The 12,889-nt window shown below is 72.3% G+C and carries 8 protein-coding genes; 3 read left to right on the top strand and 5 right to left on the bottom strand.

Features of this window, described 5'->3' with window-relative positions; genetic code table 11:
* Positions 1-21 precede the first annotated feature (21 nt).
* From J2S42_RS13960 to J2S42_RS13970, 3 genes are read right to left on the bottom strand one after another with little or no spacing between them, the layout of a single operon-like run.
* The gene (locus J2S42_RS13960; protein WP_307239268.1) at positions 22-1,395 is read right to left on the bottom strand and encodes an adenylosuccinate synthetase; all 1,374 of its coding nucleotides are present in this window, start codon (positions 1,393-1,395) and stop codon (positions 22-24) included.
* The gene (locus tag J2S42_RS13965; protein ID WP_307239270.1) at positions 1,395-2,498 is read right to left on the bottom strand and encodes a hypothetical protein; all 1,104 of its coding nucleotides are present in this window, start codon (positions 2,496-2,498) and stop codon (positions 1,395-1,397) included. Before J2S42_RS13965 ends, J2S42_RS13960 begins: the two co-directional genes overlap by 1 nt.
* Positions 2,499-2,510: 12 nt before the next feature.
* On the bottom strand, positions 2,511-3,344 hold the full coding sequence (locus J2S42_RS13970; RefSeq protein ID WP_307239273.1) for an NUDIX hydrolase: 834 nt from the start codon (positions 3,342-3,344) through the stop codon (positions 2,511-2,513).
* 170 nt (positions 3,345-3,514) lie between these two features.
* Between J2S42_RS13970 and J2S42_RS13975 the strand changes: the two genes are divergently transcribed.
* From J2S42_RS13975 to J2S42_RS13985, 3 genes are all read left to right on the top strand, one after another.
* Positions 3,515-5,833 carry an EAL domain-containing protein gene (locus J2S42_RS13975; protein ID WP_307239275.1) on the top strand — a complete coding sequence of 773 codons (2,319 nt, stop codon included), beginning with the start codon at positions 3,515-3,517 and terminating at the stop codon, positions 5,831-5,833.
* A gap of 43 nt (positions 5,834-5,876) precedes the next feature.
* Positions 5,877-7,622 (top strand): bifunctional metallophosphatase/5'-nucleotidase, encoded by a 1,746-nt coding sequence (locus J2S42_RS13980; RefSeq protein ID WP_307239276.1) that lies wholly within the window; start codon positions 5,877-5,879, stop codon positions 7,620-7,622.
* A gap of 118 nt (positions 7,623-7,740) precedes the next feature.
* Positions 7,741-8,817, top strand: a complete 1,077-nt coding sequence (locus tag J2S42_RS13985) for an acyltransferase family protein (protein WP_307239278.1) — start codon at positions 7,741-7,743, stop codon at positions 8,815-8,817.
* Positions 8,818-8,824: 7 nt separating this feature from the next.
* On the opposite strand, the gene J2S42_RS13990 is transcribed toward J2S42_RS13985, so the two are convergent.
* On the bottom strand, positions 8,825-10,846 hold the full coding sequence (locus tag J2S42_RS13990; RefSeq protein ID WP_307239280.1) for a sigma-70 family RNA polymerase sigma factor: 2,022 nt from the start codon (positions 10,844-10,846) through the stop codon (positions 8,825-8,827).
* A gap of 195 nt (positions 10,847-11,041) precedes the next feature.
* A complete protein-coding gene (locus J2S42_RS13995; protein WP_307239282.1) occupies positions 11,042-12,874 on the bottom strand; it encodes a carbohydrate-binding module family 20 domain-containing protein in 1,833 nt (610 codons plus the stop codon).
* Positions 12,875-12,889 lie beyond the last annotated feature (15 nt).

Consider the following 12,889-nt stretch of genomic DNA (forward strand, 5'->3'; position numbering starts at 1 on the left):
ATGTGCGAGACCACCGCCAGGCTACGGCACCGGCACCCGGCCCCGATCTTCGCGGGTAGGGGAAAAGTCCATTGTGGGCGGATGTTTGTCGCCCGATCGAGGTCCCCAGGACGTCACCGCGACCGGCACGCCGAGCTCGCCGGAGAGCAGGCCGGGCCAGGACCGGCCGGGAGCGGTGAGGTCCGGCGTGGCGGCCAGCGCAAGATCGGTCAGGCGCCGCTGGTGTGCGAGGTCGGCAAACGGGCCGGGGCGGAGGCGGGTGATCCGGGTGCCACCGGCACGCCAGGCGGTGGCCACCTTCAGGCGGTCACCCGCGGCGGCCGCGGTGTCCAGGTGGGTCACCGCGAGCGCGTCCACGCCGCCGCAGACCTCCAGCGCGTAGCGGAGCAGCACCAGGTCCAGGTGGCCGACACGGAACGCGCCCTGCCAGCGCCCGGTGCCGTTGTGCGGTTCCGGCAGCAGCGGCGCCAGCGACGGATCCTCGGACGGGAACGGCCCGGCGCCGTGCCGGGTCGCGTAGGTGCGGGTCACGCCGAGCCGGCACACGTCGCCGGTGTCCACGCCCGCCTCGGTCAGCAGCTCCAGCGCGTTCGCGAACGTGGTGGTCGACCACGTGGTGTGCGGGTGGAAGCCGCGCCACTCGTCGAGCAGCACGCCCTGTGCACCCTCGCAGACCAGCGGCCCGGCGGCGGCCAGCCGCGCGAGTTCGCCCGCACCGGTGAGCCGGACCCGGCGGGCGAACGCCCGATATGCCCGGATCAGCTCGTTGACGTCCGGCAACGGCACGGCACCGCCCGCGCCCGGCAGGCCGGCGCCGGCCAGGGTCTGGATCGTGGTGGCCGCCCACTCGCGCAGTGCGAGCAGGCGGCGGCGCAGGCGGGACGGGGACTCGGTGTCGCCCGCGCGGAGCGCCAGGTCCGGGTGGTCGAGCGCGTAGGACATCGTCTCGCCGATGCCGATTCCGCAGCTGCCGTGCGCGGCGCCGCCGCGGGCCGCCTCGCGGGCGCGGTTGACGGCCGCGTGCAGCGGCGTGGTGAGCAGCGCGGCGCGGTCCACGGAGATCAGGTCGAGCGGGGCCGGGACACCGAGTGCGGCCAGCGCCGCGGCCTCCCGGGCCAGCGCCAGCGGCTCGACCAGCGTGTGCCGGGTGAGCAGCGTCGGCACGCCGGCGAAGGTGCCGGCGCCGAACTGCGCGAACGTGTGCGACGTGCCGTCCGCCCGGACCACCGTGTGCGCGGCCTGCGCTCCCCCGTTGAAGCGCAGAACGGCGGCGGTACGGGCCGGGCGCGCTGTTGCCGCAGCGCGCCCGGCGAGCCAGTCGACGATCGTGCCCTTGCCGGCGTCGCCGAAGCCCAGGTCGGCCACGATCACGTGGCGTGCCTCCGCCGGGCTCATCAGACCCACCGCGCTCCGCGCGTGTTCCCGCGGCGGACCACGCTGCGCCGCGCGACCGGTACCCGGCCACCACGGTCGGCCCCGGAAGCCCGGGGAACCCGCGGGTCACGGGCATCACGCGGGTCACGCGCGTCGCGGGGCCCGCGCGCGACCGGGGCCAGTGCCCGCTCCACCGAGCGGCCGGCCGTGGAGCCCTGCTGCCGCAGGTCGGCGAGGCCGTCGTCGAGGCCGATGGTGCCCTCGCCGATGCCGATGGTGAGCGCGATCGTCTCGCTGACCGCGTCCAGGTCGTCCAGCTCGATGACGTTCTGCCCGAGCAGGTCGCGCCAGTGGTCGAGCACCTGGCGGTCGCCGGCGTACGACGTACCGGACGGCAGGATGTAGTAGACGTCGTACATCTCGCGCAGCTCCGCGTAGATGTCCCGGGTGTCGATGTCGTCCTGGAGGCGGTCGCCGATCACCTCCGCGACGCCCCGGCGGCCGCTCCGGTCGTAGCCGGTGACCGGCGCGTTCCCACCGCGGGCGTAGACCCTCGGGTAGTTCAGCTCGTCGCCGATGATGAACAGGTAGCCCCGCTTGCCGCGCTTCTCCCAGCAGTCGATCGAGGTGTGCCGGGCCATGAAGTACGCCGCGAGCTCGTAGCTCTCCGTCTTCTGCCCGCCGCCACCGCCCTCCAGCAGGATCCGGCCGAGCTGCTCGTCCATCCGGTTGTCGGACTCGAACTGGCCGATCTGCAGCGGCACCCGGTCGCAGGTGGCGTCGCCGATCGCGCCGAACAGCAGCTGCGGGTGGGCTACGTAGCCACGGTCGAGCAGCAGGTCGAACAGCTGGGGCAGCTTCTCCTGCAACCGGCGCGGCACGTAGCCCATCGAGCCGGTCACGTCGAACAGCACCGCGACGGCCAGGCTCTCCGGGTGTTCGGCGGAGTCACGCGACTCGCGGACGTCCACGCCGTACGGGTCGAGGTCGGGGTGTGCGGTCCAGTCCTGCCGGCGACGCGAGGCGCGGATGCCGGCGTCGTAGTCGAAGGCGTCCCGCCCGGTGCGGGCCCGGTAGGCCGCGGCGGCGTCGTAGGCGTCGTGCGACCAGCGTCCACTTCCCATGATTCGTACCCCTTAGCGAATTTGTTCCTCGGTTACGGTCCGGAGCAGTGCCGGGTGCAGCAACGTCGCGTCACCGGCGCGGTAGAGCTGGGAGCGGGGGCCGCCGCGGGCACCGCCGCGCTCGGTGGTGGCGCCCACCGACTCGACGAACCCGGGGACGGAGAGGATCTTGCGGCGGAAGTTCGGCCCGTGCAGCTGCTCGCCCCAGACCGTCTCGTAGACCGCGCGCAGCTCCGCGATGGTGAACGTCTCGCCGACGAACGCGGTGGCCAGCGCCGTGTACTCCAGCTTGGCGCGGGCCCGTTCCAGCCCGTCGAAGAGGATCTGCGCGTGGTCGAACGCGAGCCGGCGGCTGGTGCCGGGCCGCTGCGACACGGTGCGGCCGGGGATCGCGTCCGGCCCCTCGGGCAGGCCGAGCTCCGCGACCGGCACCCAGGCGGCGGCGCGCGCGTCCGACCCGGGCTGCGGGTCGGGCATCTGCGGGCCGAAGCCGAGGTAGGCGACGCTGATCACGCGCATGCGCGGGTCGCGGCCCGGGTCACCGTAGCTGCCGAGCTGCTCCAGGTGCACCCGGTCGAGGCGCTCCGCGTCCAGGCCGGTCTCCTCGGCCAGCTCGCGGCCGGCCGCCTGCTCCAGCGTCTCGGCCCACGGCTCGCCCTCGTCGGTCTCCTGTTTGAGGAAGCCGCCGGGGAGGCTCCAGAAGCCCTCGAACGGCGGTGCGGCGCGCTCCACCAGCAGCACGCAGAGCCGGTCGTCGCGGATGGTCAGCGCCACCACGTCGACGGTCACCGCGACGGCCGGGTAGTCCCGGGGGTCGTACGCGGCGAGGAACTCGGCCTCGGACATCCCATGCTCCAAACTCGCTCTGAGTCTATCTCTTTCTGAGAACAACCATAGCGGCCACCGGGAGCCCACGCAACGCCGATCACACGGCGATGTCCTCAGAAGTCCGCACCGTCACGTCGATACGAAGACCACGGAGACCGACGACCCGGCTGCGACAGGAGGGAGGCCCCGTGCGCCAGGCCCCCGCCGTCGTGCCGTGGCGCGACCCGGTCCTGCTCGGCATGGCCGGGCTCGTGTTGCTGGCGACCATCGGCTTCTACGCGCTGGCCGGGCACGTGGACGCGCAGGTGCAGGTCTTCTGGCTGGCCCAGGTGCCGTTGGACGCCGCGCTCGGCTGGTACGCGTACCGGATGTTCCGGGTCACGTCCGCGCCGCGCCGCCGGTTCTGGGGCGTGGTCGCGTTCGCCGGCGCGCTGTTCACCGTCGCGGACTCGATCCAGGTGGCGCTCAGCGCCGTCGACCCGGACGCGCGGACGCTCAACGGCAGCCCGGTGCAGAGCACGATGTTCGCGCTCGGACTGGGCGGCGTCGTGATCGCGATGCTGATCCACCCGCAGAACACGCGCACCCACAAGGAACGGCTGGCGCTGTGGCTGGACTCCGCGACCGTGCTGGTCGCGGGCGCGGTGCTGACCTGGTGCTTCGTGATCGAACCTGGTGCACCGGTGGACGCATCGCTGATCACCGCGATCGTGGCCGCCAGCGTGGTGATGGTCTCCGCGTTCGCGGCCGTGAAGCTGATCCTGAGTGGCGGCCGGCCGATGAGCAAGCCGGCCGCGTGGCCGATGGCGGTCGCGGGCTGCATCCAGGGCATCGGCATCATGATCACGCCGGAGCCGCTGACCGCGGAGAGCAACCCGGGCCTGCTGGTGCTGCGGCTGCTGCCGTCGCTGCTGATCGCGACCGGCCCGCGCATCCAGGAGTTGCAGACCCGGCACAACCCGGACGTGAACACGCCGCGTCGCCGCAAGCCCTACAGCCTGCTGCCGTACGGGATGGTCGCGCTGACGTTCGGCATCCTGATCACGGTGCTGCCGGCCGGCGCGGACCACCAGCTCTGGGGCGCGGTCGCCGGCGTCGCCATGATCACCGTGCTGGTCGCCGCGCGGCAGCTGATCACGTTCCACGACAACGCGACGCTGATCAACCGGCTGGACACCACGCTCGGCGAGCTGCGGCGGCACGAGTCCCGGCTGCGCGAGGCCGCGTCCGTGGACGGGCTGACCCAGCTGGCGAACCGCACGTACTTCGGCGAGCAGGTGACCGAGACGCTGCGGACCACGACCGATCCGGGCAGCGTGGCGCTGCTGCTGATCGACCTGGACGACTTCAAGACGATCAACGACACGCTCGGCCACCCGGCCGGCGACGCGCTGCTGGTCAGCGTGGCGGACCGGCTGCGCGCCGCGGTGCGCGAGCAGGACGTGGTGGCGCGGCTGGGCGGCGACGAGTTCGCGGTGCTGCTGCGCGACGCCGGCCCGGACGACGCCACGCAGACCGCGCAGCGCATCCTCACGCTGCTCGGCCGCCCGGTCCGGGTGCAGGACAACGACCTGATCGTGCGTGCCAGCATCGGCCTGGCCACCGCGGACGCCGAGGACGACCTGGACTCGCTGCTCCGCGACGCGGACATCGCGATGTACGCGGCGAAGGACCGCGGCAAGAGCAACTGGGTCGCGTACACCCGGGAGATGGGCGTGCGCATCCGGGACGGCGCGGAGCTGGCCGGCCAGCTCCGCGAGGCGATCGACGAGGGCCAGCTGCACCTGGTCTACCAGCCGGTGGTCCGGCTCGGGACCGGGGAGATCGCCGGCTGCGAGGCCCTGGTCCGCTGGCGGCACCCGGTCCGCGGCCAGGTGCACCCGACGGACTTCATCCCGATCGCGGAGTCGAGCGGCCTGATCGTGCCGCTCGGCCGGTTCGTGCTGCGCGAGTCGGTGCGGCAGGCCGCGCGCTGGCGGAAGCACGACCTGCGGATGAACGTGAACGTGGCCGGCCGCCAGCTGCGCGAGCCCGGCTTCGTGAACGAGGTCGCGGCCGTGCTGACCACCTCGCACTACCCGCCGGAACTGCTCACCATCGAGGTGACCGAGACCGCGGTGCTCTCCGACGACGAGGCGATCGAGGCGCTGCACGGGCTGCGCGCGATCGGCGTGAACCTGGCGCTGGACGACTTCGGCACCGCCGCGTCCTCGCTCGGGCTGCTGCTCACCTGCCCGATGACCACGCTCAAGCTGGACCGGTCGTTCGTCGAGGGCGTCACCACGGTCACCCGGCAGGCCGCGGTCGCCACCGCGGTCGCGCAGATGGCGAACGCGCTGGACCTGAACGCGGTCGCGGAGGGCATCGAGACACCGGAGCAGGCGCGGTTGCTGCGCGGCCTCGGCTACGAGTTCGGGCAGGGCTTCCTGTTCTCCCGCCCGCTCACTCCGGCCGACTTCGAGGAATTGCTGCTCAACGGCGTACCCGGGGAATTGATCTTTTCCTGAGGCGTCTTGCCATCGACGCGTGTACGCGGCGAGACTCGGCGGCATGAGCTCACTTTCCCGGCGAAACCTCATGAAGGTCACGGCAGCCACGGCCGTCGCCCCCGGAGCCGCGCACGCGCATGGGAAGACCACGTACGACCTGACTGTACTGGGCACGTCCGACATGCACGGCAACGTCTACAACTGGGACTACTTCAAGGACGCGGAGTACGACGACGCCGCGCACAACGACGTCGGCGTGGCGAAGCTGGCCGCGCTGGTCAACCGGATCCGCGGAGAGCGGCGCGGCCGCGCCACGCTGGTGCTGGACGCGGGCGACACGATCCAGGGCACGCCGCTGGCCTATTACTACGCGGTCCAGGAGCCGATCACCAGCACCGGGCGCACGCACCCGATGGCGAAGGCGATGAACGTGCTGCGGTACGACGCCGTGACGCTGGGCAACCACGAGTTCAACTACGGCCTGCCGCTGCTGGCCACCTGGATCGGCCAGCTCGGCTTCCCGGCGCTGGCCGCGAACGCGGTCAACGCCAAGACCGGAAAACCCGCGTTCGCACCGTACGTGATCAAGCGGGTCTCGCTCGGGCCCGGTGCACCCGTGCTGCGCGTCGGCATCCTCGGCCTGACCAACCCCGGCACCGCGATCTGGGACCGGGCGCACGTCGAGGGCAAGCTGGTCTTCGCGGACCTGGTGGAGACCGCGAACCGGTGGGTGCCGGAGATGAAGCGCAAGGGCGCGGACATCGTGATCGTCTCCGCGCACTCCGGCGACAGCGGCACCTCGTCGTACGGCCCGGAGCTGCCGGTCGAGAACGCGGCCGGCCTGGTCGCCACGAAGGTGCCGGACATCGACGCGGTGCTGTTCGGCCACGCGCACGTGGAGATCGCGCAGAAGTTCTACACCAACGAGGTCACCGGCAAGCAGGTCCTCACCTCGGAGCCGTCCAAATGGGGCCAGCGGCTGACCAGGATGGACTTCACGCTCACCCGCGAGCGCGGAAAATGGGCCGTCTCACAGGCGCGGTCCGCCACGCTCAACACGAACACGGTGGACGCGGACCCGGTCGTGCTGGCGGCCGTCCGGGAGCAGCACCGGACCACGGTCGCGTACGTCAACCAGGTGGTCGCCACGTCCACCGGAGAGCTGTCCGCGGCGGCGTCGCGCTACCGGGACACGCCGATCATCGACTTCATCAACCACGTGCAGACCGAGACGGTCACGGCCGCGCTCGGCACCGCGCTGCCGGTGCTGTCGATCGCGGCACCGTTCAGCCGGACCGCGGTGTTCCCGGCCGGGGACGTCAAGATCAGGGACGTGGCCGGGCTGTACGTCTTCGACAACACGCTCGAGGCGGTCGAGCTGACCGGCGCGGAGGTGCGGGCCTACCTGGAATACTCCGCGAAGTACTTCGTCACGCTAGCGCCCGGCGCACCGGTGGACCCGGCGACGATCAGCGACCCGGCCGTGCCGGACTACAACTACGACATCCTCTCCGGCGTCGGCTACGACATCGACATCGCGCGGCCGGCCGGCTCCCGGATCACCCGCCTCACGCACCCGGACGGCACCGCGGTCGCGGACACCGACCGGTTCGTGGTCGCGGTGAACAACTACCGGCGCTCCGGTGGCGGCAACTTCCCCGGCATCACCCGGGCGCAGGTCTACAACGAGCAGAAGGAGATCCGCCAGCTCCTCATCGACTGGGCCCAGGCCAAGGGCACGATCGACCCGGCGGACTTCTTCACGCCGAACTGGCGGCTGGTGCGCGACGGCGTGCCCGTCTTCTGAGTGACGTCCGTCCCCTGTCCGGGGGACGGACACCACCCGGCCGGAGGAGCGCGTCCGTCCTGCCCGGCGAGAGAGCGGCTACCGTTGCGCGGCCGTTGCCCCCGAGCGTGAGGACGCCATGGCCGCCACCCGCGAGCGCTACTTCGACCTGTTACGGGCCGTCGCCATCGCGCGCGTCGTCACCTACCACATGTTCCCGCTCACCGCGCTGGAGTTGATCTTCCCGTCGATGGGCGTGATGTTCGCGCTCGGCGGGTCGCTGATGGCCCGCTCGCTGGACCGGGCGGCGCGCGACCGCACGGTGATCGTCAGCCGGCTGCGGCGGCTGCTGCCCGCGCTCTGGGTGCTCGGCCTGTTCGCGGTGCCGGCCATGCTGCTGCACGGCTGGGACGACCCGCCGTGGGCGCGGCTGCCGCTCTGGGTGCTGCCGGTCGCGGACCCGCCGGCGAACGAGTTCGGCGCGGAGGCGGCCGGGCCGCTGTGGTACCTGGTCACGTACCTCTGGCTGGTGGTGCTCTCCCCCGGCCTGCTGTGGCTCTACCGGCGCGCGCCGCTGCCCGCGCTGGCCGCGCCGCTGGTGCTGCTCGGCATCCTGCTGGCCGCGCCGGTGTCGCTGCCGGAGACGCCGGAGCGGACGCTGGTCAGCGTGCTCCAGTTCGCGACGGCCTGGATGCTCGGCTTCGCGCACCGGGACGGCGGCCTGCGCCGGGTGCCCGGCCCGGCCACCGTGCTGATCGCGGCGGCGTGCGTGGCCGGTGCACTCGCATTCTGGTGGCGCGCCGGCGAGGACGGCATCTCCGGCCTGCCGCTCGCCTACGCGGTCTTCTCCGCCGGGTTCACGCTGATCCTGCTGCGCTGGACGCCGCCGACCGGCTGGCTGGCCCGCGCGCCGCTCCTGGACGGCGTGGTCACGCTGGTGAACGCGCGGGCGGTGACGATCTACCTGTGGCACAACGTGGCGATCACGGCGGCGCTGGCCGTCAACGAGGTGCTGGAGCTGTGGAACTTCGGCACGGTGGTCGAGGAGGCCGGCACGTTCGCGATCGCGCTGGCGTTGCTGGCCGGTGCGGTACTGGCGCTCGGCTGGGTCGAGGACGTCTCCGCGCGCCGCCCGCCCCGCCTGCTGCCCTGGCCGCGCCGCACGGCACCGGACGGGAATCACCCCGGTCAACGGGAACTGACGCCCGCCCGGTGACGGGTGCTCAGCCGGCCTCGGCGTAGGCGCGGCCACCGTCGGTGAGCGACTTCGTGTTCGGGTCGTACAGGCCGTTGCCGAAGTCCGCCTCGACCGGCAGCGAGAACCACGCGTACCGCTCGACGTACGGCAGGCCCTCCATCATCGCGGTGGATCCGTCGATGAACGCGGCCTGCTGCGCGCCGCTCGGGAACTTCGGCGAGCCGGAGAAGTTGATCAGGCCGTACTCGGTGACCCAGATCGGTAGCTTGTACCGGTTGTACACCGCCTTGATGTAGCCCTCCAGGTGCCCGACCGCGGCCGGGCTGAAGTCCGATCCGTACCAGTGCAGCGTGATGAAGTCGATCTTGTAGCCCTTGGCCTTGGCGCCGGTCATGAACCGGTCCAGCCACCCACCGGCGGTGTCGCCGCCGTAGGCCACGGCCGGGCTGCCCAGCCGCATGCCGGTCGCCTGCAGCTGCGGCCACAGCTCCAGCGCCTGCTCCACGGTCATGTTCGCCTGCTCGCCCAGGTCCGGCTCGTTGAAGCCGAGCAGCGTCCGTCCGTTCGCCTTGGCCTGCGCCAGCGTGCCCGAGTTGACCGAGTCCTTACCCCAGATCATCGGTACGAACTCGATGCCGGACGGCGCCTTGACCTGGTCCGGCCCGGAACCCCAGGTGTAGTACCAGGACGCGCCGACCGCGGTCATCCCCGGCCCGACGCCGGGCACCTGCCAGGTGCTGACGCCCTTCTTCGACGACGCCTCCACCACCGCGGGCGCGGCCGGCTTCGGCGCGGCCGAGGTCGCGACCGGTGTCGGGCTCGCGCTGGGCGACGGTGACGGGCTCGGCGACGCGGACGGCGACGGACTCGGGCTCGCGCTCTCCGACGTCACCGGCACGACCGCGGCGGGCGGCGGTTCCTGCGCGGCGGGCACCGGGTCATCCTGACCGGTCAGCGCGAACACGCCGCCCGCGGTGATCACCGCGGCCGTGGCGATCGCGGCCGCGATCGGCTTCAGGCCCAGAAGACCACCGAGACCAGCCTTCGCCGGTACGACGTGCGCGCCGGCCTGCCCGGCGGAGGCGATCTCGGGGCGGGCCAGCACGTGGGTGGCCGCGTTGCCCGGGTCGGCGCCGACCGCGTTCAGGTGCGCGGTCGTGTCCCCGGCCGGCGTCGCGTCGTAGTGATGCGGCGCGGTGTCGTAGCTTGACGGGGTGTCGTAGCCGGACGCGGCGTCGTAACCGTGTGCGGCCTCGTGCGCCGCGGCCGCGCCGTGCAGCGCCGGCTCCAGCAGGTAGCCCGGGATCGGCACCAGCGCGAGCCCGGCCAGCAGCTTCTCCGCGTCGACCATCTCGTGCCAGGCGCGGGCGCACTGCTCGCACTCGCGGGTGTGCCGAGCGAACCGCTTGCGCCACACCGGCTCCGGCCGGCCGTCCCAGCCGATCGCCAGCAGCGTCAGGTCCGGGCAGGCCGGGTGCGCCCGGAACGCGCGGACCACCACGCGCGCGGCCTCCAGCTGCGCCTTCATCCGCTGCACGCGGACCGCGGTGTGCTGCTTGGTGAGCCCGAGCGCGGCCGAGACGTCGTCCCGGTCCAGCTCGCCGGCGGCCTCCAGCCACCAGAGCGAGAGCAGCTCGCGGTCGTCCGGGTCGAGCCAGCGGGTGGCCTGCGCGACCTCCTGCCGCTGGCCGGAGAGGCCGAGCCGGACGATGGTCAGGTCGACGAAGTCCGCACCCGGGTCGGCCACGTCGTCCGGCGTGGCGTCCGCCGGGTAGCCGCGGGTGAGGTCGCGGTGCCGGTCGCGGACCAGCCGCATCGCGATCGCCACCACCCAGGAACGGAACGCGGCCGGGTCGCGTAGCTCCGGCAGGTTGTGCACGACGCGCAGCATCGTCTCCTGCACCACGTCGTCGACGTCGGCGTGCCCCTGCAGCGCCCGGCCGACGACGTTGTAGACGAGCGGCAGGTAGGCCGCGACCACGCGGTCCAGCGCCGCCGCGTTCCCCGCCCGGGCCGCGTGCACGGTCGCCGGGTCGACGCCGCCCACGGGGCCCCTACCGTCTGGAGTCCACATCCCGCACCCTCTCCTCGGTTGGCCATCCTGACGCAACCCGACGGGTCTGACCAGGGCCGCGCAGACAGGAGACGGGTCACCCGGGCACCGATAACAGGAAACTGCCCGAGATTTTTCCGCGAAGGCCGCCCCGAGCCTAGGGACGGCCTCCTACCAGCGGGTTTTCCCTTACTTCCAGGTTTCGTTCCGCGTCGTCGTGCCGCCCGGGCCGGTGGTGAACGTCCGGTTGCCGCCGGACTCCCACGTGACGGATCCGTTCGCGTCCTTCTTGAGGTACTTGTACTCGATCGCGGTGTTCGGCGGCAGCGACACGGACCCGGACCAGACCGGGTAGCCGGCCGAGGACAGCGGCATCGCCGCGGCCGGGTTCCACGAGCCGAGCGCGGGCACGCTGCCGGCCACGAACACGTTCGTGCCCCAGGTGGTGGTCACGGTCGCGTTGAAGGTCACCGCCACGTTCCCGGTCGGGTTCGGCGTCGGCGTGCCGGTGCCACCGCCGGGCCGGGACCCGGCGTGGATGGCGAACGCGCCGTTCGCCGGGATCGTCACGGTCGCGTTCCCGGCGGAGACAGCCACGGACGCGCCGGTACAGCCGCTGCCGGTCGCGACGCCGGAGATCACGTCGCAGTAGACGCCGTCCGGCAGCCCGGTGCGGTACGTCGCGGTGGACGCGCCGCCGGAGGCGTTCAGCCCGACCCAGCCGAGCGCGCCGCGCCGGAACCCGATCACGTTGCTCGCGGTCGCGGTGAAGTCGGAGACCGTGGTGGCGGCCGCGGTCGCGTTGCGCCAGCCGACCATGCCCCGCACGCCGGTGGACCGGTGCAGGCACTGCCACTGGCCGGTGCCGCAGTTCACGTCCGTGACGAAGCCGTTGGCATCCGCGGGCGGGGACGCGCCGGTGTTCGACGTGCTGAACGCGAACCCGTCGTAGACGAACGGCTGCCCGTACGGGTACGCCAGCATGAAATAGTTCGCCAGCGTGTACCGTGCGCCGTCCTGGTAGCGCAGCGTCGTACCGTCGCGCTCCAGGTCGTGGTTGGTGATCATCGCGGCGGTCTGGTCGCTGGCCGCGTCCAGGTTCCACGACGGGATGCCGGCCAGGTTGCTCAGCGTGCCGTTGACGAACTGGGTGCGCAGTCCCTGCGCGTAGGAGAAGCCGAGCACGTCACCGTTCGAGGTGAACGCGGCCGGTTGCAGCTCCGGGTCGGTCGCACCGGTGAAGATCTCCTGCGCGATGTACGGCGCCCGCCCCTCCGCCGTGGTCGGGTTCAGCAGCGCCCGGATCGCGGCGAAGTCGGCGCGCGCGACGTGCTTGGCCGCGTCCACCCGGAAACCGTCCACGCCCAGCCCGATCAGATCGTTCAGGTAGCCGGCGATCTTCGACCGTACCGTGGCGTCCTGGGTCTTCAGGTCCGACAGCGACAGCAGCATGCAGTTCTGCACCTCGGCGACGTTGTTCCAGTCGTCGATCACCGCGTCGTCGTCCGCGCAGTAGCCGTCGTCGGCGTGGTGGAAGTCGTCGTAGCCGTACGGCACCGCCGGGTACGAGTAGCCGGACGGGTTGACCACGGAGCCGCCGTACGTGGTGGTCAGCGTGTTGTTCGCACCGGCCATGTGGTTGATCACCGCGTCCACGTAGACGCGCACGCCCGCGGTGTGGCAGGCGGTGACCATGGCGGCGAACTCCGCGCGGGTGCCGAGCCGGCTGGTCAGCTTGTACGACACCGGCTGATACACCTCCCACCACGGGTGCGCGCCGCTGTCGCTGGTCGCCAGGCTGATCGACTCCGCCGGCGGCGCGACCTGGACCGCGCCGTAGCCGGCCGGGCCGAGGTGGTCGCGGCAGGCGGCGCCGATCGACCGCCAGTTCCACTCCCAGAGGTTCGCGGTGACGTCGCTGTTGTTGAGGGAGACGGCGGCCTGGGCGTTGACCGTCACCCCGGCGAGACCAGCCGCGGCCACCGCGACCGGCACGAGTGCTCGTGCGATGAGTTTCTTCATGTCAGGACTTCCTGT

Source organism: Catenuloplanes indicus (genome assembly GCF_030813715.1).
GTDB lineage: Bacteria > Actinomycetota > Actinomycetes > Mycobacteriales > Micromonosporaceae > Catenuloplanes > Catenuloplanes indicus.